Below are 24,864 nucleotides of genomic sequence, written 5' to 3' on the forward strand. Positions count from 1 at the left end.
ACTCGGCTTCGGGACCTGCGGCCGATGAGCCGGAGGCACCCTCGCTCCTAGCGTGTAGTCCATGACCACACCCGTCTGCACCAGCGCTTCGACCGCCGCCGCCCCGGCGACGCAGACCCTGTCGTACCCGTCGTTCGCGTCGTACATGAGGGCCCGGCAGTCGGTGCTGCTGCGTACCGCCCGGTCGCTGACCGCGAACCCGAGCGACGCGGAGGACCTGCTGCAGACCGCGCTCACCAAGACGTACGTCGCCTGGGAGCGGATCGAGGACCACCGCGCGCTGGACGGCTATGTGCGCCGGGCGCTGCTGAACACGCGGACGTCGCAGTGGCGCAAGCGCAAGGTCGACGAGTTCGTGTGCGAGGAGATGCCGGAGCCCGAGCCGACGCCCGGCGGGGACGACCCGGCCGAGCAGCAGGCCCTGCACGACGCCATGTGGCGGGCGATCATGAAGCTGCCCGACCGGCAGCGGGCGATGGTCGTCCTCAGGTACTACGAGGACCTCAGCGAGGTGCAGACGGCCGAGGTGCTCGGCGTGTCGGTGGGCACGGTGAAATCGGCGGTCTCCCGCGCGCTCGGGAAACTCCGCGAGGACCCTGAGCTGGGGCTTGTGCGTTAATGCGCCGACCTGGAGGCTATTGGGGAGCGCAGTGATGCGATCGATCACCGGCACCTAGTGACATACCGCGCGGTATGTGCGCAGAATCAGCGCAGACCTTACCGCCGCGTAGGCAATGTCGCCCCGGGAGGACACCGTGCTGAGCACGATGCAGGACGTACCGCTGACAGTGACCCGCATCCTGACACACGGGACGCTGGTGCACGGACGGTCGCAGATCATCACCTGGACCGGCGAGTCCGAGCCGCATCGACGCAGCTTCGCCGAGGCGGGCACCCGCGCGGTGCAGCTGGCGAACGCCCTGCGGGACGAGCTCGGCGTCCGGGGCGACGACCGGGTCGCGACCCTGATGTGGAACAACGCGGAGCACGTCGAGGCCTACTTCGCGATCCCCTCCATGGGCGCGGTGCTGCACACGCTCAACCTCCGGCTGCCCGCCGAGCAACTGGTGTGGATCGTCAACCACGCGGCCGACAAGGTCGTGATCGTCAACGGTTCGCTGCTGCCGCTGCTCGCCCCGCTGCTGCCGAAGCTGCCGACGGTGGAGCACATCGTGGTCTCCGGCCCCGGTGACCGTTCGGTGCTCGAGGGCGCCCGGGCGCGGGTGCACGAGTACGAGGAGCTGATCGCGGGCCGGCCGACGACGTACGACTGGCCGGAGCTGGACGAGCGCCAGGCCGCGGCCATGTGCTACACGTCGGGCACGACGGGCGACCCCAAGGGCGTGGTGTACAGCCACCGTTCGATCTACCTGCACTCCATGCAGGTCAACATGGCCCAGTCGATGGGGCTGACGGACCAGGACACCTCGCTGGTCGTGGTGCCGCAGTTCCACGTCAACGCCTGGGGCCTGCCGCACGCCACCTTCATGACCGGCGTCAACCTGCTGATGCCGGACCGCTTCCTGCAGCCCGGCCCGCTCGCCGAGATGATCGAGACCCAGCGCCCCACCCACGCGGCCGCCGTCCCCACCATCTGGCAGGGCCTGCTCGCGGAGCTCAACGCCAAGCCGCGGGACGTCTCCTCCCTCACCCAGGTCACCATCGGCGGTTCCGCCTGCCCGCCCGCCCTCATGGAGGCCTTCGACAAGCTCGGCATGCGGGTCTGTCACGCCTGGGGCATGACGGAGACCTCCCCGCTCGGCACGATCGCCCGTCCGCCGGCCCATGTGGTGGGCACGGACGAGGAGTTCGGGTACCGGCTGACGCAGGGCCGTTTCCCGGCCGGTGTCGATGCGCGGCTCAGCGGCCCCGGCGGCGAACACCTGCCCTGGGACGGCGAGTCGGCGGGCGAGCTGGAGGTCCGCGGCCCCTGGATCGCGGGCGCCTACTACAACGGCCCGGACGCCGAACCGCTGCGCCCCGCCGACAAGTTCAGCGAGGACGGCTGGCTGAAGACCGGCGACGTCGGCACGATCTCCCCCGAGGGCTTCCTCACCCTCACCGACCGCGCCAAGGACGTCATCAAGTCCGGCGGCGAGTGGATCTCCTCGGTCGAGCTGGAGAACGCCCTCATGTCCCACCCCGAGGTCGCCGAAGCGGCCGTCGTAGCCGTCCCCGACGACAAGTGGGGCGAGCGCCCGCTGGCCACGGTCGTCCTCAAGGAGGGCGCCACCGCCGACTTCGCGTCCCTGCGCGCCTTCCTCGCCGACGAGGGCCACATCGCCAAGTGGCAGCTCCCGGAGCGCTGGACGATCATCGAGGCGGTACCGAAGACGAGCGTGGGCAAGTTCGACAAGAAGGTCCTGCGCAGGCGGTACGCCGACGGCGACCTGGACGTCACCCGGCTCTGACGGACCCCGGCACCGACTGGCGTGGCCGTGTGCGCGTCAGTTGGTGCCGATCCGCGCCAGCAGGTCGACGATCCGTGACTGGACCTCGGCGCTCGTCGAGCGTTCCGCCAGGAACAGCACCGTCTCGCCGGACGCCAGCCGCGGCAGGTCCGCCTGGTCGACGGCGGCGGTGTAGACGACGAGCGGGGTGCGGTTGAGCTGACCGTTCGCGCGCAGCCAGTCGATGATCCCGGCCTGCCGCCGGTGCACCTGCATCAGGTCCATCACGACCAGGTTCGGCCGCAGCTGTCCCGCCAGCGTCACGGCGTCCGCGTCGCTGGCTGCCCGCGCCACCTGCATCCCGCGCCGCTCCAGCGTCGCGGTCAACGCCAGCGCGATCTCCGCGTGTTCCTCGATCAGCAGTACCCGCGGCGGATGCTGCTCGCTGTCCCGCGGCGCCAGCGCCTTCAGCAGTACGGCGGGGTCGGCGCCGTACGCCGCCTCGCGCGTCGCCTGCCCCAGCCCCGCGGTCACCATCACCGGCACCTGGGCGGTGACGGCGGCCTCCCGCAGCGACTGCAGCGCGGTCCGGGTGATCGGCCCGGTCAGCGGGTCCACGAACAGCGCCGCCGGGAACGCGGCGATCTGCGCGTCGACCTCCTCGCGCGAGTGCACGATGACCGGCCGGTACCCGCGGTCGCTGAGCGCCTGCTGGGTCGTGACATCCGGGGCGGGCCACACCAGCAGCCGCCGCGGGTTGTCCAGCGGCTCCGGGGGCAGTTCGTCGTCCAGCGGAACCGGCCGCGGGGTGTCCGCGATCTCCACGGCACCGCCCGGACCGTCCAGCGGCTCGGGCCCCTCGGCGGCGTTCTCGTCCGGTGCGCCTATGGCGTACGACCGTCCGCTGCCCTCGGTGCCCTGCGCCAGCCGCGACTGGCCGGCCAGGGACGGCTGGGGAACCTGCGCGGGCGTCTGCTCGCCGGCCGGATGCGGCCGGACCGCCTGCTCCGGCGCCGCCCCCGCCCCGGTACGCGTCCCCAGTTTCCGCCGCCGCCCCGAACCGCCCGGGTTGTGCGGCGCGGGCGTCGCCGTCGGCTGCTGCACCTGCGCCGCCTGACGCGTGAACGGCACGCCCTGCCCCAGCGTCCGCACGCTGATCGCCCGCCCCTGCGTCGAGTTGGGGTCGACGGCCGGATCGGCGGCCACGGCCTGCGCCTCGGGAGGCAACGGAGCACCGGCCTGCGGGGGTACGGCACCGGTGGCACCGCCGGCCGCCCCAGGCACCGCGAGGGGCTGTCCCGGAACCGGCTGCACGCCCGCCCCGGGCACCGGCTGACCCGGCTGGGCCTGCTGAGCGGGCAGCGCGACCTGCCCGGTGGCGTTCTGCACGGGAACACCGGGTGCCTGGGCCTGTACGGGGACGGACTGACCGGGGGAAGCCTGCGCCGGGATCGGCTGTCCCGGGGCGAGTTGTACGCCCGCCGGGAGCGAGCCCTGCGCCGGAACGGTCACCGCGGCCTGCCGGCCCTGCGCGACCGGCTGACCGGCGGCCTCCTCCTGCGCGGCCGTACCCGCCGGTTGCGCCACGGCACGGCGACGACGGCCGGTCGGCGCGCTGGTGGGGTGCGGCTGGGGCGGCGTGTGGTCCCCGGACTGGTCATGCGGAACGGCATCGTGCCGCCCGTCCTCGCCGACCGCGCCCCCTGCGCCACCCGGCCCACCCTGCCCGGGCGCCTGCGCCGGCACGACGCCCTGCGGCTGCCCGGGGGCCTTCGCAGGAACCAGCGGCTGCACCGGGGCCTGGGGCTGCGCAAGGGCCTGCGGCTGTCCAGGAACCTGCGGCTGCCCGGCCACTGCGGCCTGCCCGCCCACCTGCGGCTGCCCGACGACTTGGGGCTGCCCCGGAAGCTGCGGCTGCCCAACACCCGGCGCTTGCCCGGGAACCTGCGCCTGCCCGGCACTCGCGCCCTGCACCTGCCCGGGAACCGGCATTTGGCCGACACCCTGCATCTGCCCAGGAACCGGCGCCTGGCCCGCACCCTGTACCGCGCCGGGAAGCTGCGGCTGCGCACCTACCTGCATGGGCCCCGGAAGCTGCGGCTGTCCGGCGTTCTGCGGCTGTCCGGGAAGCTGAGGCTGACCGGTGACCTGCGGCTGCCCAACACCGGGCGCCTGTCCACCGACTGCCACCTGCCCGGGAAGCTGCGGCTGTCCAACCCCCGGAGCCTGCCCGACAACCGGCACCTGCCCGGGAACCTGAACCAGCCCCGCACCCGACGTCTGCCCCGGAGCCGTCACCTGTCCAGCACCAGGCGTCGGCCCAACCCCCGGCACCTGTCCGACCCCTTGCGGTTGCCCAACCCCGGGCACCTGTCCGACCCCTTGCGGTTGCCCAACCCCGGGCACCTGTCCGACTCCTTGCGGTTGCCCGGCACCCGGCACCTGCGCAGCACCCAGCGCCTGCCCAGCTCCCTGCGGCTGCACCGGTGTGAGCCCTTGCCCACTCACGGGACCTACCGAACCCGCGGCACCCTCGGCCCCTACGGCACCCGCACCCGGCCCGGCGACCCCGGCACCCGTACCCGGCCCAGCGACCCCGGCACTGGTGACCCCGGCCCCCGAGGCAATCGCACCGGCCCCCGAATCACCCCCCGGCGCCCGATCCGCCTCCGCCGGAGGCAGGGCGAAGACCGCGCGAGGGGCCGCCTCCTGCGCCGCCGCACGCTCGTTCGCGGCGGCCAGCGCACGGCGCCGACGCCCGGTCGGCTGGCCTCCCTCGGCCGCTTGGTCCGCCGGGACGGACTGGCCGTCCCCGGCCCCGGCCTGTCCCGCCGTTGCCCCGGCCTGCCCCGCCGATGACCCGGCCGGCGGAAGGGCCGCGGGCAACGCATGCTGTTCTCCCCCGTCACGCCGGGCGCGGCGTCCCGACGGTGCGGGTACGCCCTGGGGCGGTACCGTCCCGCCCAGCCCGCTCCCGACGGCAGCGGTCCCCGCGGCGTGCTCGGCAGCCGTGACCACGGCACCCTCGGAGACCCCGGCACCCTCGGCCGACCGCCCGCGCCGGCGCCCGGTACCGCCGGCCACCTCGACCGCACCCCCGGTGCCCCCGGCACCCGTGGCGGCCGCCGCTGCCGCCGACTCCTCGACCGCACGCCTGCGGCGCCGGCCCGTCGGCGTGCCGGGCTCCGCCTCCGCCGCCGTACCGGATTCGGCGTCGCCGGAGTCCTCCGGGCCCTCGCCGTCCAGGAACGCGTCGACGGAGGAGCGGCGGGCCCGGCGCCGGCCTGCGGAGGTGTCCTCGGCGGCCGGGAGCTCGGCGGGGGCCGCGGCCGGTACGGCTCCGGCGCCGCCGCCGATGGGCACCTCCAGGACGTACGCGCTGCCGCTCATCCCCGGCACTTCATGGGTCTGCAGCACCCCGCCGTGGGCGCGCACGATCCCGCGCACGATCGGCTCGTGCACCGGGTCTCCCCCGGCGTACGGCCCGCGCACCTCGATACGGACGACCTCGCCGCGCTGCGCCGCGGCGACGACCACCGTGTTGTCCAGGTAACCGCCCGCCGACACGGGCGTGTTGCCGGTCGCGTCGACGCCGGCGACGTCCGCGACCAGATGCGCGAGCGCGCCGGCGAGGCGCCGCGGGTCGACCTCGGCCTCGATGGGCGGCGCGTGCACGGCGAACTGCACCCGACCGGGCCCGATGAGTTCCACGGCCCCGTCCACACCGGCGGCGACCACCGCGTCGAGCATGACCTTGGTGCGGGTGATCTGCTCGGCCCCGGCGTCGAGCCGCTGGTATCCGAGGACGTTGTCGATGAGGGTGGTGATCCGCGAGTAGCCGGCGGACAGATGGTGCAGCACCTGGTTGGCCTCGGGCCACAGCTGTCCCGCGTCGTCGGCGGCCAGCGCGGCCAGCTCGCGGCGCAGTTCGTCCAGGGGCCCGCGCAGGGACCGCCCGAGCAGCGTCAGCAGCTGCTCGTGCCGCCCGGCGAGGGCCTCGTACCGGTCCTTCTCGCGCTCGCCGAGCGCCGCGTACCGCTCCTCGCCGGCGGCGAGCTCCTCGTCGTGCCGCTCCTGCAGCTCCTCGAGTTCGGTGATGTGCTTCTGGCGCAGCGCGGTGAGCTCGGAGGCGTGTTCCTCCTCGAGCCGGTCCAGCTCCTCGGCGTGCCTTTTCTCCTGCTCGGCCTTCTCGTCGGCGAGGGCGTCGTAGGGCCGGCGGTCGGTGAAGGTCATCACGGCGCCGACGAGCTGGTCGCCGTCGCGCACCGGCGCGGTCGTCAGGTCGACCGAGACCCGGTCGCCGTTCTTGGCGAACAGCACCTGCCCGCGCACCCGGTGCTTGCGCCCGGAGCGCAGGGTGTCGGCGAGCGGCGACTCGTCGTACGGGAAGGGGGAGCCGTCGGCGCGCGAGTGCAGGGCGAGGGTGTGCAGTTCCTTGCCGCCGAGGTCGCTGGCCCGGTAGCCCAGTATCTGGGCGGCGGCCGGGTTGACCAGGACGATCCGTCCGTCGGTGTCGGTGCCGACCACGCCCTCGGACGCGGCCCGCAGGATCATCTCGGTCTGCCGCTGCGAACGCGCCAGCTCGGCCTCGGTGTCCACGGTCCCGGTCAGGTCGCGCACGACGAGCATCAGCAGCTCGTCGCCGCTGTAGCCGTAACCGTCGTACGCCTGCTGGCCGTTCTCCAGGTTGGCGCTGGTGACCTCGACCGGGAACTCGGTGCCGTCGGTGCGGCGGGCGATCATCCGGGTCGGCTTGGTCCGCCCGCGCGGGTCCATGTGGTCGGGCCGCCGCATGGACCCGGGAATGAGCTTGGAGTCGAACTGGGGCAGCAGGTCGAGCAGTCCGCGCCCGACCAGCGCGGTCCCGGGCGCCTCGAAGGCCTCGAGCGCGATGGTGTTGGCGTTGACGACGGTCCCGTTGGCGTTGACCAGCACCAACGCGTCGGGCAGTGCGTCCAGTATGGCTGCGAGGCGAGCAGCGCCTCGGGATGGCCTGCTGCTCACGAGACGCTTCCTCCCTGTTACCGCACCTTGCCGACCGCTCGGGCCATCTTGCCAACCTGCCCGCGACGTGTCACGCGAGGGAGTCTAAGGGCACCGGTTGCGCCGACGACGCCGGATGAGAGGGAGGTCGCACGACGAAGTGACGTAGAACGTGTGACCGCCTCTCCTGGCCTGCGCGACTTTACGGACCCCGGGTTTCCGCCATGGAAAGCCTGTGCGCACATTCACCTCCCCCGCCCTCCTCCCGGACGCCACGACTGCCCTTGAGGACGCAGATCCGGCAGCAACGGCACCATCCGGTCCCAGCGCGCGATCTCGCACCCGTCGCCACGGCTGTACGAGGCGTCGACGGGCCGACCGGCCCAGGTCCCCGTGACATGGGCGGTGGCGGGGCCGCCGTACTGCATGGTGCACATGCTGCCGTCGGGGACCGGTGCGAAGGTCTCCCGGCCCCACTGGGTCCCGCGGTCGAGCGCCGCGCAGGCACCGGCCACGTCCGGGTGGTCGCCGCCGCCGGGGTGGCAGGACAGGTGGTACGTGCCGTCCCGGCCGGCGCCCGCGTCCCGCACGGTGACGGTGAGGTGGTCGGGGCGGTCCTCGTCGCGGACGGGCGGGGGAGCGAGGGTCCGGGACGCGCTCTCGGCGTGCGCGACGGCGGGCAGGGCGCAGGACGCGGCGGTGGCGGCCGTGGCGGCGCCGGCGGCGGCGAGGAGCCGGGCGAGCCGGAGGCCGCTGCGGTTCGTGGTGGACATGACCTGACCAACGCGGGGCGCCCCCGGAGGTTGCGAAACGGCCTTAAGGGCTTTGCCCTGCGGGCGGGCTGCCTAGTACCGTGGAGGCCGATTGGTGACAGCAGGCTCGACTGTGTCATCATCTGCACGCACCACTCGCGCTGGCGCGGGAGGTTGTGCTGGAGGCGTCGCCTAGTCCGGTCTATGGCGCCGCACTGCTAATGCGGTTTGGGCCTTAAAGCCCATCGAGGGTTCAAATCCCTCCGCCTCCGCCATCTCGTTCAGGGAGTCCATGCCGACGGCAGGGGCTCCCTGAGTCGTTTTCACGGCATTACCGGATCCGGGTGTGGCCCGTGGTGAAAACGGGAAAACCGTTCGTCATACAACGTGGTTGATCCAGTCTGGGTCGGGTCGGGTCATCGCACGGATACGTACAGTTACGCGATGTATGCGCATGCCGGGGGGAGTGTGCCATGCCGGAGTGGCCTGGGCGGTCCGCACGTGATCATGCGATACGCCGCTATCTCGACGAGCACGTGGACCGGACACGCGGCCCCGGACTGACCACCCCGCCCGCCCTGCTGCTCCTCGGACCGCACGGCAGCGGCAAGAGCTCCCTGCTGGGCTCCCTCGAACACTGGGGCCAGAGGCTGCCCCTCGCCTCCGTCGACCTGGCCGCCGCCACGGCCGAGGGGCAGAGCAAGTCGTTCTTCGACGCGCTCACAGAACTGGTCTTCAAGCTCCAGGAGGTCAAGGACGACCATCCGCCGCTGCTGTTCCCCTCCTTCAGCGTGCTGCTGATGGCCGTGGTCACCGGCGTCAGCACCCAGTCCCGGGAGCGGGCCGTGCAGGAGATGCGCGCCGCCTTCGAGCCGGACGGGCAGCAGGAGTACGCGTACGAGAAGGTGCAGCCGCTGATCCAGGGGGTCGCGGCGGCGGTCGGCGGGGTGCCGGCCTGGGCCACCCAGGTCATCCCGGTCATCCGCGGCGGCCAGCGCATCCGCGCCTCGGTCGAGATCCGCCGGAGGGTCGCGCACGCCGCCCGTGACGCGGGGCACCCCCACGCGCCCATGGACTTCCTGGTCCGGGTCAACCGCCTTTTCAACGGCCCGTCCGTGCAGCGGGACGAGGCGGAGGCGCTGCTGATGCGGGCCTTCCTCGCCGATCTGCGCGCCGCCTACACCGACAGACGTGGCCGAAGACGTCGTACCGCCCACTGTCTGCTGCTGCTCGACAACGCCGACCACGAGGCGGGGGACCGGCTGCTGCGGCTGCTGCTGGAGTGCAGGGCCGGCCGGGACCACGCCGATCCGCTGCTCGTCGTGGCCGCCGCCCGCACCCGCCCGGAGACGCTGGCCCGGCGCGAGGAGGGGACGCTGTCCGCCGTGCTGGACCACCGCACCGGCAGCTGGCCTGATGAAACGGTTTTTCGGCCGGTCCCGCTACGGGGGCTGTCCGTCGGCTGGTTACGGAACCTCAACCGCGAGGAGGTGCTGCACCACGCGGGCGCCGTCCTCAAGGCGCTGCCCGAGCGGTCGGCGCTGCCGGATTCCCGCGACCACGCCGAATGGCTCGGCTGGGTGGTGTACGGGGCGACCCGCGGCCAGCCCGCCGCCACCGGCCTGGTGCTGGAGGCCCTGGGCCGCTTCCCGGCCGACACCGACTGGGAGACTCGTGTCCGCCACTGCCTGGCCCTGCCGGACGCGGTCCCCGGCCTCGATCCCGGGCTCAGCGCCGCGCCCCACGTCCTCGACCGGCTGCTCCCCCACCTCGAGAGCGCCCTGTGGCGGGCCCTGCCCAGCACCGCCGCCGCCCTCACCCCCGACCAGGCCGAGGCCGCGCCCGGCCTGCTGCCGAGCCTGGCGGCGCGCAACTGGTACGAGGCGGTCGCCACGGACGTGGCCCAGCCCGTCGTACGACTCCTGCTGCTGCGCCTGCTCGACGCGGCGCCCGGCGAGCCCGGGGCGGACCCGTGGGAGAACGCGTGCCGCATCCTTCGGGCCGCCGCCCGTGACGAACGCACCCGGGCCTACTACGACCTGGCCCGCGAGGACGTCGACAGCGCGGTCGACTACCTGTGGCGGCGCTTCGGCACCGTGTCCGCCGAGGAGTGGTGCGCGGACCTGTCCTGGCTGCAGCGCGCCCCCGCCCGCTGGCGCGGCGGACTGCCGGAGCCGGCCCGCGCCCGCTACGAGCGGCTGGTCGGCGGCGCGGTGGGCGACGAGGCCCGCCAGGTGATCACCCGGCTGCTGGTGGCGGGCTGGATCACCGCCCACCCGCGCACCGACCCGTGCGCGGAGCTGTACGAGGACCCCTTCGGCGACCCCTACGCCGAGCTGTACGGCGACATCGCCGAGGACTTCAGAGCGCTGCGCAGGCTGGCCCGCGACGCGAACGACCTGTTCGTCTTCCGCGAGCGGGCCAAACAGTACGAGAGGAAACCCTGGTGAGCGGCAGCAACCCGGACATCCGTCGGCCGGCCCGGCCGCCCCGTCGCAAGTGGCCCTGGGTGGCCGGCCTGCTGGTGCTCGTGGTGGTCGGCGTCCTCGCGTTCCGGAAGATCACGCACGAGATGGACGAGTGCGGGCCCGGAGTGACCAGGACCGGCCCGCACCACGAGTGCATCGGCGTGAGCGACGGTTCGTACGCCTTCCGCAAGTCGCTCGAGCCGGTCATGGACAAGATCCGGGACGAGAACCGGCGGGTGGAGAAGTCCGGCCGCAAGTGGGTCAGCGTCGCCTACGTGGAACCCCTCTCCTCCGACCCGAACGACGAGGCCGCCAAGTACCAGATCCTGGAGGAGCTGCGGGGCGCCTACCTGGCCCAGCGGCAGCTGAACGACAACCAGCTCGGCGGCGTCGGGGACCTTCCGCAGATCCGGCTGCTCGTCGCCAACATCGGGGAGCGCTCCGAGCAGTGGAAGCCGCTGACCGACCAGCTGATCGCCATGGCCCACGGCGGAAAAGACCGTCTGGTGGCGGTCGCGGGCTTCGGCACGAGCCGGGGCGGGACGCTGAAGGCCGTGGACGCGTTGCGCGCGGCGAAGGTGCCGATGATGGGCTCGACGGTGACGGCGGACGCCCTGAGCTCCGCCGACGCGGTGGGCTTCTTCCGCGTCTCGGCGCCCAACAGCGACCAGGCGAGCGCGGCGGCGGCCTATCTGGCGGGCCGGCAGAAGGCGAGACACGGCTACCGGGTGCTGGTCATCCGGGACCGCAACGAGGACGACATCTACAACACCTCGCTCTACAGGGACTTCATGAAGGCGGCCCGCGACAAGCGTCTCGCCCTCATGGACGGCGAGGTGCAGTACGCCTCCGGCATCGACGGCATCAGCAACGCCTTCTCCACGGTCGCCCAGCAGGTCTGCTACAAGAAACCGGACGCGATCTTCTTCGCGGGCCGGGGAGCGAACCTGCGCGGTTTCGTCATCGCGATGTCGGCGGCGGGCCGCCGCTGCCCCGTGACGGTGCTCACCGGTGACGACGCGGTGGGCGTGTACTACGACGAGTCCACGAGCGCCGCGACGGTCGAGCAGTACCAGCGGGACTGGACGGCGAGCCGGGTGACGGTGCTCTACACCGCGCTGGGCCACCCCCAACTCCCCAACCGGCTCTACAAGAAACCCGACAACCCCTTGACCGGCTTCCTCGACCTCTACCACCGGACCTTCGGCGGCACCGGTGACACCCAGCTCCAGGACGGGCAGGCGACGCTGGGCCACGACGCGGTGTGGACCCTGGGCGTCGCCATCCACCAGGCGGCCGGCGACGACGGCTCCGCCTCCGTCAACGCCGAGAGCACCCTGAGCCAGCTCGTCACCGGAGTGAGCGCGGCGGGCGTCACCGGCCCCGTCCAGCTCGACTCCGACGGCAACCCGCACAACAAGCCCATGGCCCTGGTCCGACTGACCCCACAGGGCCGCTACACCTTCGAACAGGTACTCATGCCCTAGCCGACCCCGGAAGCCTGTTCCCGCAGGTCACAAGGGGTACACCTAACGGATTTCACATGTCAGCGGCAGTCATGTAATGTTCTTCCTGTCGCCGCGAAGGGCCCGGAAGGGCAGCAAGCGGCAACAAAAACAGAACAAGCACTCGTAGCTTAACGGATAGAGCATCTGACTACGGATCAGAAGGTTGCAGGTTCGAATCCTGCCGAGTGCACACAGGTCAAAGGCCCCTTGGGATCATCCCAAGGGGCCTTTGACATCAGCCGGTGACATCAACGCGGTCAGGAACGGGTCTCACCCGTCGGTGTCTGACTCTGCTTCACCCTCAGATTTCTCGTCGGGGTCGTCGATGTTGAGCTGAAGAGCATCGTCCATGCACTCAGCAGCGGCCCTCAGTGTCGTGTCCATCACGTGCGCGTAAGTGTCCAGCGTCATCGTGATCGTGCTGTGCCCAAGCATTTCCATGATTGTTCGAGCGCCGACGCCCTGGGCGAGCAGGAGCGAGGCGCAGGTGTGCCGAAGATCGTGCACGCGTACGCGGTGCACGTGCGCGTCCCTGCACAGGATCGTCAACATCCGGTTGAGGCTGCGGGGGTCCGTGACGCGACCGGTCACCGTGGTGAAGATCAGCCCGTCCGGCTGTCCTGGTGTGGGCTGCCACTTCTTGCCCGCGACCTTACGTTCCCGCTCCTGCTGCTCCTGGTGCTTCGCGAGTGCCTGTAGGCAGTGCTTCGGCAGGGGGACGGTTCGGACCGACCGCATGGTCTTGGGAGAGCCGAAGAGCAGCTCTCGTCGGATGCGCTGCACGTTCCGGCGAACACGGAGCTGACCGTTGCTGAAGTCGATGTCCGACCACGTGAGTGCGAGAGCCTCGCCACGGCGCAGACCGGTCGACACGAGCAGCAGCCACAGGGCGTAGAGCCGGTGGGACCGAGCCGTCTTCAGCAACAGGCGGGCTTCGATGGGGTTCAGCGGACGCACCTCCTTGGGCGTGACGGTGGGTGTCTCGACGATCCGCGCGACGTTCCGAGCGATCAGTTCCTCCCGCATCGCCTGCTGTAGGGCTGACCGGAGCACGGCGTGGATGTACTGCACGGTGCGGGCCGACGGGCGGCGCTTGCAGCACCGTCCTACGGCGCAGCAGGAACGCTTGTCCTCCGGACGCTCCTTGTCCGCACCCCGGAGGCAGCACAGGCAGGAGTTCTTGAACTCCGAGAGGAAGCGGCGCACATCGGCCGGCGTCAAGCGGTTGAGCTTCTTGTTGCCGAGCGCGGGCCGGATGTACAGGCGGGTCAGTCCCTCGTAGCTGTTCAGCGTGGAGGGCTTGAGGCGTTCCGGTGCGATGGCGCCGAGCCAGTAGGTCAGGTAGTCGCCGAACGCCATGGTCGACGATGCGGCGGGGATGCCCTGCCGGGTCTTCTCCTGCAACTCCGTGAGCTTGTCGGCGACTTCCTCACGGGTCTTGCCGTAGACGAACTGTCGCGTACGGGTCCCGTCGGGGCGGTAGACGTACGCGGCGGCCTGATAGCGGCCGTCCTTCCGCTTGGTGATGGTTCCCTCACCGTTGGCGCGGCGCTTGGCCATTACGCAGCCTCCCTCAGTCGGTCCTGCATGAAGTGGTGGAGCGCATCGGCGGGGATCCGGCGGGATCGGCCGATGGTGAAACTCGGGAGCTGGTTGGAGCGGATGAGGTCGTAGACCTTGAAGCGGCTCAGGCGCAGCGCGGTCATGACCTCGGGGACCGTCAGCGCCTCGTAGCTCGGGGGCAGGGCGGTGCTCATGGAGTGACTCCTCTGCGGGCGGTCCTGCGGGGGGTGCCTCTCTGAGGGCCGCTACTTCCGCTACCGCCGCTACCGTGCAGGTCAGGGGCCTGTTGCTGGTAGCGGGAGGGGGTACCGGTAGCGGATGGGTAGCGGGGCGGTAGCGGCAACCGGGACTGGTTGCCGCTACCGCGTTGTTGCTGGTCAGGCCGCGTTTTCGGTGCCGGGTAGCGGAGGTAGCGGACTTTCCGGGGGTGGGGGGCAGTAGCGAGCCCACGCGTCCCGCAGATCGGCGGCGTAGTAGCCCTTCAGCACACTCCCGGCGGCCTTGATGTTGCGAGACGTGATGGGCTCGGTGTCGGCCGTCATGTACTCCGCGAGCATCCGGGACAAGCGCCGGTTGTCGAGCGGCTTGCCGTGCAGGTCCGCCCACGGAGCGTCGTCCAGGGCGTTGAGCCGATCCAGGATCGCGACCGTGGGCAAGCGATCGATGCCGACCATGACGTGGTCGCGCAGATCGGTAAGCAGCCGCACCCCGAGGCTGCCTTTGTCGTTGGCCTTGGACGCGGTGACCAGGACGACGCAGGCTTCACGGGCCCGGTCGGGCCAGTCCCCGCCCGCTGCGTCCGCGATCGCGAGCAGCGGTTCCCACACGTCGGCGGGTCGGTCCGTGACACCCTCGGGCATGGTCGGCCACACGTTCATGACCTGCTCGCTGACCTGCTCTGCCCAGGTGGCGAGCCGGTCGCGCAGGGCGAACCCTTCTTTCTCGTGGATGCGGGTGCGGTAGGGCTCGATCTTCTCGTTGCGGGCCCTGCGGCGCATGCGGATGTTGACGGAGCGGTCCCGGATGGTGTCGGGCAGGTAGCCGAGCCCGGCCACGGCCACGGCGGCGTAGGAGTGGAATGCCTGCACGGTCTGGTTGGCGCCGTCTCCCACGCAGCGGAACATCGGCCGGTTGCGGCGGTGTCCTGCGTTGATGAAGCCCCGGAGCTGCTCGTTCTCCCCGGCCTTGGGGCCGAAGATGGTGTCGATTTCGTCGAAGAGGATCGTGGGCCGCTTGCCGTCGACCCCTGCCACTGCACGGAAGAGTGCGGCGGCGGAGGCGTCGACAGCGGCCATGGGGTTTGGCACGAGGGTTTCCACGATCTCCAGCGCACGGGACTTCCCGGACCCCGGTTCGGGGGACAGGAAGGCAAGGCGCGGGGTGGACTCGAAGCAGTCGAGCAGGTGGGCGTGTGCGTCCCACAGGACCACGGCCACGTAGGCGGCCTCGTGTGGGAAGACGTTGAAGCGGCGGTGGAAGGCTTCCACCTCGTTGAGCAGCGCGGCGCCGTCGATGGCGGTCATGCGGCATGCCTCCCTTCACACGGCGGGGTGAGCGCCCCGGTGCAGGCGGAGCGGTGGGCGTCGTACTCGGTCACCAGCGCGGCGACGGCTACCGGGCCGGTAGCGGTGCCGGTCAGCCCGCAGGTGCAGGCGTAGGCGGCGGTGGGCAGGGCGCCGGGGCGCATAGACCAGCGGGCGCCGTCGTAGTGGTGCCGGTAGACCGGCGGGGCGAAGATCCGGATACCGGGCGCGTCCGGGGTGGGGTCGCCCCCCGGCCGGACCTGGGACCGGTTCTGGAGAAGGGCAGTTACGACGCCCTTGCGGGCGGCGCCTTTCGGTTCGCCCACGGCCGTCGTGTCCACAGGCTGTGGGGCGGCGCGCGGGCCGGTGGGGGTGGTGGTGGGGCAATCCAGGGCGGGGGGAGTCGGTGCCGTCATGCCGCCTCCCGTGGGGTGGCGTGGGCGATGACCCAGTCCAGGGCGCTGCGGATGGTGGTGCGGCACTCGGCCGGCGGCAGTCCCGTAGCCTCCCCCGCCCCCTGGATTGCCTGCTCCACCACGTGCCGGGGGATGTCGCCCCACGCCACGAAGCGCCCCACCTTGCAGGCGCTTCGGTGCAACGTGACGTTGCGGCCGTTCGGCCTGCCCTCGGTCGCGGAGGCGATAACGGCGCACTCGCGCTCCAGCGCCACCCGTGCGGCGCGGGTGGCGTCGTGCACCCGCACGGGCACCGGAGCGGGCCTGTCCGCCTCTGTGAGCAACGCGGTGAGCCAGGAGGGCAGTTCGGCCACGGGCGCGTCGCTTGCGACCTCGTACGTGCCGTCGGGGATGGTGCTGCCGGGGGCGACGACGTAGCCGCCCCAGGCGCGGGTGTCGATGTGTGGTCCGAGCCGGTCAACGCTGCACTTCAACCTGACCCCGGTGGGGGCGGTGAAGTAGAGGTGTTCACCGCGCGCGGTCCGCACCCGGTAGGTGTCGGGCAGGACCTGTCCGGCGCGCTCGCAGAGCGCCTGCAAGGAAGTGGCGCCGTCAGGCGCTCCTTTCGGCTCGTCCGCCTTGACCGGGTCCAGGTCGATGACGAGCAGCCCGGCCGGGCCGGTGGCGATGCCGACGTTGTACGGGCGGTTCGCCCACGCAGCGTGGATCAGGGCGGGGTCGGTGGTGGCGCGATCCTCGGGGGTGCGGTGCCCGCCCGTGCAGCGTCCGGTGCCGGGGCAGGCGCGTTCGGCGTGCCCGGCGGGGCGCTTGCTGCCGGGGTGGAGCGGGATGACGGGCCAGCCGCGTTCGGCCGCCATGAGGGCGGAGGCGAGCAGGTCCGGCGCTAACGGCCGCTGGCCGTCTCGCCGGATCTCGGTCGGTTGGGTCATGCTGGGAGACCTCCACAGGTCCGTTGCTGGGCTGGTGGATTGGCGGCGGCCCCGGTTCTTGGCGGAAGGGGGCCGCCGTCGTCTTCGGTGGGTCAGGCGGCGGCGGTGTCGTCGCCGCGCGTGGCGGTCAGGCGGCCGTCCAGGGTGCGGACGACCGTGCCGCCGGTGGTGAGGGTCTTGACGGCCTTGGACACGGCGCCCTTGGACAGGCCCGTGATCGTGGCCAGGTCCTTCTGTGCGACCGGTTCGGTGGCGGTCTCGATGGCCTTCAGCACGCGGGCGACGGCGCCATCGGCGGCGGGTGCTGTCTCGGGTGCGGGGTCCTTGACGAGGGTGAGCATCGGGGCACCCGCGGCTTCCACGGTGGGAGCGACCGAGCGGGACCACGGCGTGCGGTCGGGCAGGGCGATGACCACGCTCTTGTCCATGTAGCGGACCTTGACCGGGTCGGGCTTGCGCTTGCCGTCGCGGATCAACGCGACACCGGGCACGGGCAGTTCGTCGGCGTTCCAGCCCTTGGCCTGAGCGTCCTCACCGAGGACCACGCGCGCTTCGGCCGGCGTGCGGACCGCGAGGCAGATGGACACGCCGATCTGCGGGGCGATCTGCTTGGGGATGCCGTCGCCGATGGTCGGCTTCTGCGTCATCCACCACAGGTCGATGCACGCAGCACGCCCCATGCGGGCGATGGACTCCAGGCCCGGCAAGGCCGAGCGGTTGACGGTGCGAGTCTTGCCGTCGGGTGTCTCGGTCTCGTAGGGGACCTTGTCGGCGGCCGTCATGACCTCGGCGCCCTCGTCGACGACGACCGTGATGCGCGGCCGGTCGGCGGTGGGGGTCCAGGTGTCCTGTCCCTTGGGCAGGATGGCGAGCCGTTCCAGCATCTCCGTCTCCAGCTCGTCGACCACGTCGACGACTTCGCGCGGGGTGGAGGCGACGCGGGCCCGGTGGTCCCACAGGCGGCCTTCCACGCGCTTGAGGTCGATGATGACGAGCGCGTTCGTGGCGCCCTCGGACGCGTCGAACAGCAGCGGCCGGGAGGCGACCGACTTACCGGCGCCGGAGCGTCCGGCGATGAGCAGCCGTTCCCCAAGCGGCACGCTCACCTGCTCGCCGGTGACGGTGTCGATGCCCAGGAAGCGCCGTTGGGGCGTCCACTTCAGGTCGTCGCCGTCGGCCGCGCTGCGGGTGCGCAAGGTCAGTTCGGCCCAGCCGCCCTGCTTGCCCGCCTTGATCTGCAGGCGCAGGCTCGTGCGGGCCCCGAGCAGGTTGCGGACGTGCTCCTCGGCACTGCGCAGCTTGGTCGCCGTCCACGTGCCGTCGAGACGGACAGCGCACACGATCCCGGCATCGGTCAGCTTGGGCCGTCCGGTCAGCGTGCCCGCGAGGCCGCGCTGTTCGGCGTGCTCCTTCCAGTGCTGCGGCTGAAGACGCTTGAGCAGCGCGCTCTCTTCGGCGGTGGGCTTCAGTCCGCTGGTGTCGCGCTCGCGCACCGCGATCCACACCGACAGGGCGGTAACCGCCGCGACGACGGCCACGGCCGACCACACCCATGCGCGTGTGGAGACCTGCGGCAGCCACACGTACCCGGCGGCACCGAGCGCGGCGGCAGTCTTGATGGCGAACAGCCACATCGGGTCGGGCACGCGCCGCTTGGCCGTCCGCAACTCCCGTTCGGCGCGGTGGCGGATGGGGGTGACGCCCTCGGGGTCGATGGCGCGTGCGGTGGCCAGAGCGCGGCGAGCGTCGCGCACGAGCGGCTTGCGTTCGGCGCGCAGGGCACGGCGGCGTTCGGCTTCCTTGCGCCAGTGATCGGCCGTCCAGCGGGCGGCGGTGGCGGCGTACTGGCGGTGGGTGCGCCAGACTTGTTCGTGACTCACGGGTGTCCTCATTTCCGGGATCAGTGGGTTGGTGGTGACGGGCCACGCGACGGCCCGTCACCACACGTGCGGGTTACGCGGAGTGAGCAGGTTTCTGGTTTCCTGGTTTCCGAGGCGGCCCCTACGCGTGCGCGCGCGAGGGCGGAAACTTCCGTCACCCTGCGTCGCTACGGGGCCTCTGGCGGCCGAACGGCCATCCGGGGGTCAAACCCCCCACGGAAGGGGTCTCGGGCGCCCTGCGGGGCGCCTACGGCTTCGGGGTGGTTCAGCGGCCCCTGCGGCCGCGCCTGCCGGTGCTCTTGCCGCTGTCGCCGACAGCGCGGACGACGGTGACGACGGACCAGCCGAGCACGAGCGCGATGAAAGCGAGCATCGCCAGGTTCGCGGCGATGACGGTCAGCGCGCCGACGAGCAGCGGGCCGAAGTAAACACCGGCCGCGACCGCCCCGGCTCCGACACCGGAACCGAGCGCGACGCGCTGCACCGTGCGGTCCGGCGGCGCCTGGTGGATGTGCACCACCTGCGGCCCGGCGGGCTGCTGTACGGGCAGGGCGGTCGGGTCGGCGTAGACGTGGCTGCCGTCGGGGAGCTGAACGACGGTCAGGGGGCGGTGTGTAGGGAGCTGTTCCATGACGCACCCTCCGGGGCGTTGTCGGGAAAGGCGCAGGCAGGACACATGCCGAGCGAGGGCGGGATGACGTATCCCGCGTCGCGGCGGCACGCGGGGCAGACGCGGCGGGCGGCGTTGGCCTTGGCAAGAGCCGCCCGCTTGGCCGGGGTCATCGGCCGGACCGGCTTGGCGCGGTCGATGCGGTAGAGGTAGGCGACCAGCGGCCCCCGGCGCCGCCGGGGGCGCTCCACCTGCGCCGCGATGCCTTGGCCGCCGGGGCGCAGTCCGAGGGCGCGGAGTTGGCGGTAGGTCGCGTAGCCGTCCGGGGCGAGCCGCCACCGGTAGACCGGCAGCGTGGCCATCAGGCGACCTGGAGGCCGCGCTCGGCGCGCAGGGTGTCGCGCAGCGTGCGGGCGTTCGCCGGGGAGGTGCGGACCTCACGGCGGATGCCCTCGGCGGTCAGCCTGGCGTCCGGCCAATCGGCCGTCGCCTTCCGCGCCTCGTCCAGCAGCTCATCCGGGCTGCGCTTCGGGCGCGGGGTGCGGGCGACCTCGGGCACGCGGCCCGTGGCCCGGCGCGGTCGGCTCGACTCGGCGGCCACCGTGCTGCGCTCGATCGGCTGCTCGATCGCCCCGACCGGCTTGGCGGGGATGTTCGACTTCAGGAAGCCCACGGCCACCGCGCGGGGCAGTGACGTGACGTTCGGCGTGATCGGAGCCGGGGTCGATACCGCAAGGTCAGAACTAGACCGATTCATCTCGGTATTGGTCGATTTCTCCATATTCACGGTCGGGGCTGCGATCGGGGCGGGGCGATGGTGCAGCACCTTCGCCACGAGGTCCGAGCCGAAGTAGATCGACCCGACCGGCAGCGACGTGGCGAGCAGCACGAGCGCCCAGTTCGCTGGGTCCCAGTCGGCCAGCCGACCCCAGTCGACGGAGTGGCCGTGCAGCTCCGGGACCAGGCCGTGCACGTAGTTCAGCACGAGCGAGGCGATCGTGTAGGCGGCCAGCACCCGCAGCGCGAACGTCCGATCCCGCCCGGCGAGCACGAGCGTGGCGATCAGCGCGAGCGCCATCAGGCCGTCGACGACGAACGGGTACAGCGTCGCGGCCGTGGTGTCGGCGCCGATGGCGCCTGCGATGTCCCGCAGGGCGTTCCAGGACACCCGGAAGGCCATGGCAACCACAGTGACCAAGGCGAGCACGAGGGCGGCGCGGCCCTTGCGGTGCAGGTTCATGCGGCACCGCCGGTGTGACCGTTCGCGCCGTTGACGTGGTCGCGGTGCGCGGCGAGCACGCGCCGGCGGGCCCGGCGGATGCGCCGCTCATCCAGCTCGCACGGCGTGCGGTCGATGGTGATGATCTGTGCGTCCAGCAGCTCCATCTCCGCGCGGATGACGGGCATTTCGCGCTCGATGGCGTCCAGCTCCGCGTCCGTGGGCTCCATCCACGGCTCGAACGCGGTAACAGCGTCCTGAACAGTCACGATGTGTTCCATTGGGTCTTGTTCCTCTCAGACAGGAACGGCCCGAACAGTGGCCCCGGTGTTCCAGCACCGGGGCCACGCGCCGTTGAAGTCGGTAGATCCGGCTCCCCTCAGCGCCGCTCGTGCGAGACGAGCAGCGGAGGCAACCGGCCGCAGCGCTCGAGCGCTGCGAAAGGTCGTGACAGCGCGGTCTTTCTCCGCGCGGGCCGCCTTCTTGTCCTGAGGACAGGCGGTAGGTCCTCGGTCCACTGTGGAGTTGTCAAGGAACCACCAGCTCAGGGCTCCTGTAGAAGCGAGCAATCCCGAACCAGCGAGGCTTGGAAGCAGCCCAAAGAAGACCCCTTCGGTTCCGCAGTCCTAGGACTGCGGCGGTGAGATGACAATGGCATGCAGTCCCAGGACTGTCAACAGTCCTGGGACTGTGCTTCACTGAAGAGCATCGAAGGGAGTTCGGCTGTGGCACCCAAGTGGCGCGAGCTGGCGGATCGACTCGCGGAAAAGATCAGAAACGGCGAGTACGCACCCGGGGCCCAGTTGCCCCAGATCAGAGACCTTGTCGAAGCCGGGGAGGGCTCCAAATCCACGGTTCATCAGGCGTACAAGGCGCTGGAAGCTGAAGGGCTGGTGACGTCCTCACGCGGGCACGGCACGATCGTGCGCCCCCGCACGCCCCTCAAGCGGCTCGGCGTCGCTCGGTACGACAAGGTGAAGTGGCGCGATGGCGATGAGGTCGCGTTCATCGCGGACCGCGTGGCATCAGGGCGTGAGTACAAGCGCAATGAGCAGACGCAGACCGTGAGTCGCGTCGAGGCAAGTGATCTCGTAGCCGAGGGACTCGGCGTCCCTGTCGGCTCGCCTGTCTACGCACGCGCGCGCTTGGTCAAGGAGGGCACGCAGCCCACTCACACCCTGACCAGCTACTACCGCCCCGAACACGTCGAGGGAACACGCATCGTCGACCCCACGCCGGGCCCTGCCGGCCGGGGTGGCGGATACAGGGTGCTGTACGACGCCGGGTACGAGATCGACCACATGAGAGAAGGCTTGTTCGCCCGCGTTCCTACGGCAGACGAAGTGAAGCTCTTGCAGCTCCCACCGGGGGAGCCTGTCGTCGAGCTTCACCGCACGACCTACACCGCTGACGGCACGATCGTTGAGTTCGCCGTCGGCGTCCACGCGGCATCACGCTTCGCGTGGGAGTACGACTTCAAGGTTCCGGATTCGGCGCAGGACGGAAAGGACCAGGAATGATCTCGGCACAGGCGTGGGCGGACGCGCAGATCCTGTGGGACTACCACCGCATGCACCACACCCCAAGGCCGTGCTCGGCGGCCGTGGGGCTCGGCAGCCACGACCTTGGCGTAGCCGACGTGACAGCGGATCTGTACCACCAGGGCATGGCGCCGGTCATCGTCTTCACCGGCGCCACCAGCCGCACGACACAGGCCCGCATGCCGCGCGGGGAGGCGGTCCATTACCGCGAGCGCGCGCTTGCACTTGGGGTACCGGATTCCGCCATCCTGTTGGAGCCGCGGGCCACGAATACTGGGGAGAACATCGAGTTCAGCAGGGCGGTGCTGGCGGAATCCGGTATCGCGGTGTCGTCGGTCCTGCTCGTGAGCAAGCCGTACGAAGAACGTCGCTCGTACGCCATGATAAGGAAGCTCTGGCCAGAGACAGAAGCGCTGTGCGCGTCGACACCCATGGGATTGGGAGACTATGCCGACTCTATCGGAGACACTCACATGGTGATCGACATGATTGTCGGAGCCTTGCAGCGCTTGCTCGTTTTCCCTGGTTGGGGATTGGCCATCGAGATGACGGTTCCGAACACGGTCGTGACAGCCTACGAGCGGCTATGCAGTGGAGGCTTCATCAGTCGTCTATTGCCAGCTGACGTTGTTGTTCGCCCTGGAATTTAGTGTCTCGAAATTCTAGTCACTAGCCTTGCTGCCTTTGATCATTTCTACTAGCTTCCAGACTCCACTGCTCGGATTCGATGCAGCCGGAGATCCGTCACCATCATGCTTTATGTCAAGCTTTAGCGCGCGCTCTTTCGCTATATTAAAACGCTCTTCTTCGGCGAGGAAGCTAAGGGCCCTCGGGGTTAGGCTCTTATCGCATTTCAGATAACCCTTGGCTATGTGTTGAGCGACGTGGCGGTGCAGGCTGGCAGTCTGTTCCTGGAAGTGCAGCAAGAACCACAACTCAATGCACGGGTTCGTATAGGCGGTGTGAATACCATGTGCTTCAGCCAGAGAAAAGGTTTCTCGGATATATGGATGTTCATCCCGATCGAAGATGCACCAGTAGTGGCTGTGGGCTCTGCCGCGTCCTCGCTTTTCTTCTCTCGCTTCTCTTTTCTTTGCTTCTACTGCCTGTTTGACAAGCTCAAATGGTGTGCCGTGGTAGGGGTCGAACTCGACGGTTACCAGGTCGCGATGACGTTTGTACCAGTCGTTGATGTACTGCACCTCCGTAACTTCACCCTCGGAGAAGATCAAGAGATTTGGGCGCCTGTCGCCTGCCGTGTTAACCCTGCGGTTCGGGTGGCCAGACCCTCTTCTCTTCATCGGTCACTTCCGGATGTAAGGAGCTCTGCAGCTGCGGCAAAATCATGCCGGCTAACAATCGGAATCGCTCCGTACCTCCCCGACAGATAGCGGCGCCCGACAGCCTCTTCCTTACGAGGGTCAAGGTCTGTCAGCGGGTACAACCGTGTGCTGCCATCGCCGTGCTTCTCAGTGAACCAAATCTGGTCACGTCCCAGTAGGCGCCCTTGGGATGAATCCCCCATCAAAGTGGCATCATGAGAGTTGAAGATCAATTGTGCGAGGTGGGGGTTTGTCTCTGGGTTCTGGAATAGCCGAACTAGCTCGGCAACGAGGGAGGGGTGCAAGCTTGCATCAAGTTCATCTGCCAGGAGCACCGCTCCGCTTGCCAGCGCTTCAACAACAGGGCCTACGAGTCCGAACCATACAAGTGTTCCGATTGATTCGTCCGCGCCAGAGAGTTCAACTTCGCCTTGAGACCCCTGATGAGTGAGGCGTAGTTCGATTTCATCGAAAACGGGAGGTGAGCCACCTTTCCCCGCCTCTGTATCTCCCTCTTGCCCCAGGAGGATCTGGAAAGCTCGCTCGATCTTTTTCCTCATCTCGGGGTCTAGAGGTTGCCTTTTGGCTCCCGTGATCCCTAGATCGGCGGCCTGTAGGAGATTCAAGACGTGTTCGCGTGATACGTCATCGTTGAGCAGGCGGTGAGTCACCACTTGACGCATCGGGCGGCTTTGAGCCTCGGCAAACAGAAGGTTTTTTTCAAACCATGAATACAGAGGCAGGAGGTCAGGATGCCCAGCAGAAGCTGCGGTAGAGAGGAAAAGGGCGTTAGGGCGTAGCAAGGTTTTTACGGCGTTTCCGCGTGCTCGATGCGAACCTCCGAGGGCTACATCATCGCCATTTCGCTCAAACAGCAAGGCCGATCGACCTCGCGGATACCGAATTGCTCGCTCTTCCAGTACTCGCTCATCATTTACAATGAAGCTGTATTCGTGGCGGATTCCATTTATGATCAGGTCAACCTCAAAAGAGGATGGTTCCTCCTTTGCTTTGGGGTCGAGCAGAAACGGGTGGCGATGGATGCCTCCGCCTGGTGCTCCTGCACGGAAGGACTGAAGGACCAGGAGACGCATTTCGTTCATGGCCTTGAGTACGTTCGACTTACCGGACGCGTTGGCTCCGAACAGGCCTGCAGCCGGGAGTACCTGGATTGGCTTGCCGCCGATTCGCCAGCTAACGTCGCGCACAACATCATCTTCAGCAACGCTGGTTGCAAGCAGGTTGAGCTCGTAGGGGCCCCTGAACGAGCGGGCATTCTCGGCCCTGAACGACAGGAGGGCCGACACGTCAAGTGCCTCGCTTACGGTGTCCACAGAGCAATTTTTGCAAGAAACCTGCACAGTATCAAGTCTGGGGGCCCGTTTAGCTCTCAGCGTGACATCCGTCCATCATGAGAGTCGCATGCATCAGGCCAAGATCAACGGTGCGAGCTTCGTGGGCTGAGGCATCCGATGCGCTGCGGTGGCTCACGATGGGTGATCCGGCCATCGGCCGGCAAGGGCGCTGCTCTGCGACTTGTAGAGATGACCGCGTTGGCGGTGTCCCTGCCTGACATCACTAGCTGACATCAACGGAGGCGTACAACCGCGCCCGGTGACGCACGTGCCTTCGATGACAACGGCCAGTTACCTCAGCGGTCGAGCGGCTAGTCCGAGTGATGCACCCGCCTACGGATCAGAAGGTTGCAGGTTCGAATCCTGCCGAGTGCACACAGCTCAAAGCCCCCTCGGGATCATCCC

The 24,864-nt window shown here is 69.8% G+C and carries 20 protein-coding genes and 2 tRNA genes; 8 read left to right on the top strand and 14 right to left on the bottom strand.

Features of this window, described 5'->3' with window-relative positions; all coding sequences use genetic code 11:
- The first annotated feature begins 61 nt into the window (after positions 1-61).
- Together MKW14_RS12850 and MKW14_RS12855 are read left to right on the top strand one after the other, a co-directional pair.
- Complete coding sequence (locus MKW14_RS12850; protein WP_240862279.1) at positions 62-619, top strand: SigE family RNA polymerase sigma factor; 558 nt, start codon at positions 62-64, stop codon at positions 617-619.
- Between the two features lie 115 nt (positions 620-734).
- Positions 735-2,411, top strand: coding sequence for a long-chain fatty acid--CoA ligase (locus tag MKW14_RS12855; protein WP_240862281.1), 1,677 nt, complete (start codon positions 735-737; stop codon positions 2,409-2,411).
- A 36-nt stretch (positions 2,412-2,447) separates the two neighbouring features.
- Here the strand turns inward: MKW14_RS12855 and MKW14_RS12860 are convergent, their stop codons facing one another.
- Positions 2,448-7,394: a PAS domain-containing protein gene (locus MKW14_RS12860; protein WP_240862283.1), complete on the bottom strand. Its 4,947-nt coding sequence runs from the start codon at positions 7,392-7,394 to the stop codon at positions 2,448-2,450.
- 224 nt (positions 7,395-7,618) lie between these two features.
- Positions 7,619-8,146 (bottom strand): SSI family serine proteinase inhibitor, encoded by a 528-nt coding sequence (locus MKW14_RS12865; protein WP_240862284.1) that lies wholly within the window; start codon positions 8,144-8,146, stop codon positions 7,619-7,621.
- A 160-nt stretch (positions 8,147-8,306) separates the two neighbouring features.
- Here MKW14_RS12865 and MKW14_RS12870 point away from each other — a divergent pair.
- From MKW14_RS12870 to MKW14_RS12885, 4 genes are all read left to right on the top strand, one after another.
- A tRNA-Ser gene (locus MKW14_RS12870) sits at positions 8,307-8,400 on the top strand.
- Between the two features lie 198 nt (positions 8,401-8,598).
- Entirely contained in the window at positions 8,599-10,575 is a 1,977-nt protein-coding gene (locus MKW14_RS12875) for a hypothetical protein (RefSeq protein WP_240862286.1), read from the top strand.
- Positions 10,572-12,080: an ABC transporter substrate-binding protein gene (locus MKW14_RS12880; RefSeq protein WP_240862288.1), complete on the top strand. Its 1,509-nt coding sequence runs from the start codon at positions 10,572-10,574 to the stop codon at positions 12,078-12,080. The genes MKW14_RS12875 and MKW14_RS12880 overlap by 4 nt, the downstream gene beginning before the upstream one ends.
- A gap of 138 nt (positions 12,081-12,218) precedes the next feature.
- Positions 12,219-12,291: transfer RNA gene (locus tag MKW14_RS12885), tRNA-Arg, on the top strand.
- Positions 12,292-12,371: 80 nt separating this feature from the next.
- On the opposite strand, the gene MKW14_RS12890 is transcribed toward MKW14_RS12885, so the two are convergent.
- The 10 genes from MKW14_RS12890 to MKW14_RS12935 all read right to left on the bottom strand — a co-directional run bounded on the left by MKW14_RS12890 (position 12,372) and on the right by MKW14_RS12935 (position 20,522).
- A complete protein-coding gene (locus tag MKW14_RS12890) occupies positions 12,372-13,661 on the bottom strand; it encodes a tyrosine-type recombinase/integrase (RefSeq protein ID WP_240862290.1) in 1,290 nt (429 codons plus the stop codon).
- Entirely contained in the window at positions 13,661-13,858 is a 198-nt protein-coding gene (locus MKW14_RS12895) for a helix-turn-helix domain-containing protein (RefSeq protein WP_240862293.1), read from the bottom strand. The genes MKW14_RS12890 and MKW14_RS12895 overlap by 1 nt, the downstream gene beginning before the upstream one ends.
- A gap of 183 nt (positions 13,859-14,041) precedes the next feature.
- Positions 14,042-15,187 carry a DUF3631 domain-containing protein gene (locus tag MKW14_RS12900; protein ID WP_240862295.1) on the bottom strand — a complete coding sequence of 382 codons (1,146 nt, stop codon included), beginning with the start codon at positions 15,185-15,187 and terminating at the stop codon, positions 14,042-14,044.
- Entirely contained in the window at positions 15,184-15,603 is a 420-nt protein-coding gene (locus tag MKW14_RS12905; protein WP_240862296.1) for a hypothetical protein, read from the bottom strand. The genes MKW14_RS12900 and MKW14_RS12905 overlap by 4 nt, the downstream gene beginning before the upstream one ends.
- Positions 15,600-16,532 carry a bifunctional DNA primase/polymerase gene (locus tag MKW14_RS12910; protein WP_240862299.1) on the bottom strand — a complete coding sequence of 311 codons (933 nt, stop codon included), beginning with the start codon at positions 16,530-16,532 and terminating at the stop codon, positions 15,600-15,602. Before MKW14_RS12910 ends, MKW14_RS12905 begins: the two co-directional genes overlap by 4 nt.
- Before the next feature lie 92 nt (positions 16,533-16,624).
- Positions 16,625-18,412: a MarR family transcriptional regulator gene (locus MKW14_RS12915; protein ID WP_240862301.1), complete on the bottom strand. Its 1,788-nt coding sequence runs from the start codon at positions 18,410-18,412 to the stop codon at positions 16,625-16,627.
- Positions 18,413-18,677: 265 nt separating this feature from the next.
- Positions 18,678-19,043 (bottom strand): DUF6251 family protein, encoded by a 366-nt coding sequence (locus tag MKW14_RS12920; protein ID WP_240862303.1) that lies wholly within the window; start codon positions 19,041-19,043, stop codon positions 18,678-18,680.
- On the bottom strand, positions 19,013-19,384 hold the full coding sequence (locus tag MKW14_RS12925; RefSeq protein ID WP_240862305.1) for an RRQRL motif-containing zinc-binding protein: 372 nt from the start codon (positions 19,382-19,384) through the stop codon (positions 19,013-19,015). The genes MKW14_RS12920 and MKW14_RS12925 overlap by 31 nt, the downstream gene beginning before the upstream one ends.
- Positions 19,384-20,262: a DUF2637 domain-containing protein gene (locus MKW14_RS12930; protein ID WP_240862306.1), complete on the bottom strand. Its 879-nt coding sequence runs from the start codon at positions 20,260-20,262 to the stop codon at positions 19,384-19,386. The genes MKW14_RS12925 and MKW14_RS12930 overlap by 1 nt, the downstream gene beginning before the upstream one ends.
- Positions 20,259-20,522 (bottom strand): DUF6284 family protein, encoded by a 264-nt coding sequence (locus MKW14_RS12935; protein WP_240862309.1) that lies wholly within the window; start codon positions 20,520-20,522, stop codon positions 20,259-20,261. The genes MKW14_RS12930 and MKW14_RS12935 overlap by 4 nt, the downstream gene beginning before the upstream one ends.
- Positions 20,523-20,966: 444 nt before the next feature.
- On the opposite strand from MKW14_RS12935, the gene MKW14_RS12940 reads away from it, so the two are divergent.
- A complete protein-coding gene (locus MKW14_RS12940) occupies positions 20,967-21,761 on the top strand; it encodes a GntR family transcriptional regulator (protein WP_240862347.1) in 795 nt (264 codons plus the stop codon).
- Entirely contained in the window at positions 21,758-22,432 is a 675-nt protein-coding gene (locus MKW14_RS12945) for a YdcF family protein (protein WP_240862311.1), read from the top strand. The genes MKW14_RS12940 and MKW14_RS12945 overlap by 4 nt, the downstream gene beginning before the upstream one ends.
- A gap of 12 nt (positions 22,433-22,444) precedes the next feature.
- Here MKW14_RS12945 and MKW14_RS12950 read toward each other — a convergent pair whose 3' ends face one another.
- Together MKW14_RS12950 and MKW14_RS12955 are read right to left on the bottom strand one after the other, a co-directional pair.
- A complete protein-coding gene (locus MKW14_RS12950; RefSeq protein WP_276619345.1) occupies positions 22,445-23,083 on the bottom strand; it encodes an RloB family protein in 639 nt (212 codons plus the stop codon).
- The gene (locus tag MKW14_RS12955; protein ID WP_240862314.1) at positions 23,080-24,438 is read right to left on the bottom strand and encodes an AAA family ATPase; all 1,359 of its coding nucleotides are present in this window, start codon (positions 24,436-24,438) and stop codon (positions 23,080-23,082) included. Before MKW14_RS12955 ends, MKW14_RS12950 begins: the two co-directional genes overlap by 4 nt.
- Between the last annotated feature and the right edge of the window lie 426 nt (positions 24,439-24,864).

It is taken from the genome of Streptomyces gilvus, from assembly GCF_022513565.1.
Taxonomy (GTDB): domain Bacteria; phylum Actinomycetota; class Actinomycetes; order Streptomycetales; family Streptomycetaceae; genus Streptomyces; species Streptomyces gilvus.

What these genes read in the sequence shown, in the direction of transcription:
- MKW14_RS12910 (WP_240862299.1), bottom strand. Translation starts at nt 16,532, where the DNA reads ATGACCCAACCGACCGAGATCCGGCGAGACGGCCAGCGGCCGTTAGCG.
- MKW14_RS12855 (WP_240862281.1), top strand. Translation starts at nt 735, where the DNA reads ATGTCGCCCCGGGAGGACACCGTGCTGAGCACGATGCAGGACGTACCG.
- MKW14_RS12950 (WP_276619345.1), bottom strand. Translation starts at nt 23,083, where the DNA reads ATGAAGAGAAGAGGGTCTGGCCACCCGAACCGCAGGGTTAACACGGCA.
- MKW14_RS12865 (WP_240862284.1), bottom strand. Translation starts at nt 8,146, where the DNA reads ATGTCCACCACGAACCGCAGCGGCCTCCGGCTCGCCCGGCTCCTCGCC.
- MKW14_RS12905 (WP_240862296.1), bottom strand. Translation starts at nt 15,603, where the DNA reads ATGACGGCACCGACTCCCCCCGCCCTGGATTGCCCCACCACCACCCCC.
- MKW14_RS12900 (WP_240862295.1), bottom strand. Translation starts at nt 15,187, where the DNA reads ATGACCGCCATCGACGGCGCCGCGCTGCTCAACGAGGTGGAAGCCTTC.
- MKW14_RS12920 (WP_240862303.1), bottom strand. Translation starts at nt 19,043, where the DNA reads ATGGAACAGCTCCCTACACACCGCCCCCTGACCGTCGTTCAGCTCCCC.
- MKW14_RS12925 (WP_240862305.1), bottom strand. Translation starts at nt 19,384, where the DNA reads ATGGCCACGCTGCCGGTCTACCGGTGGCGGCTCGCCCCGGACGGCTAC.
- MKW14_RS12875 (WP_240862286.1), top strand. Translation starts at nt 8,599, where the DNA reads ATGCCGGAGTGGCCTGGGCGGTCCGCACGTGATCATGCGATACGCCGC.
- MKW14_RS12935 (WP_240862309.1), bottom strand. Translation starts at nt 20,522, where the DNA reads ATGGAACACATCGTGACTGTTCAGGACGCTGTTACCGCGTTCGAGCCG.
- MKW14_RS12895 (WP_240862293.1), bottom strand. Translation starts at nt 13,858, where the DNA reads ATGAGCACCGCCCTGCCCCCGAGCTACGAGGCGCTGACGGTCCCCGAG.
- MKW14_RS12930 (WP_240862306.1), bottom strand. Translation starts at nt 20,262, where the DNA reads ATGAACCTGCACCGCAAGGGCCGCGCCGCCCTCGTGCTCGCCTTGGTC.
- MKW14_RS12945 (WP_240862311.1), top strand. Translation starts at nt 21,758, where the DNA reads ATGATCTCGGCACAGGCGTGGGCGGACGCGCAGATCCTGTGGGACTAC.
- MKW14_RS12890 (WP_240862290.1), bottom strand. Translation starts at nt 13,661, where the DNA reads ATGGCCAAGCGCCGCGCCAACGGTGAGGGAACCATCACCAAGCGGAAG.
- MKW14_RS12850 (WP_240862279.1), top strand. Translation starts at nt 62, where the DNA reads ATGACCACACCCGTCTGCACCAGCGCTTCGACCGCCGCCGCCCCGGCG.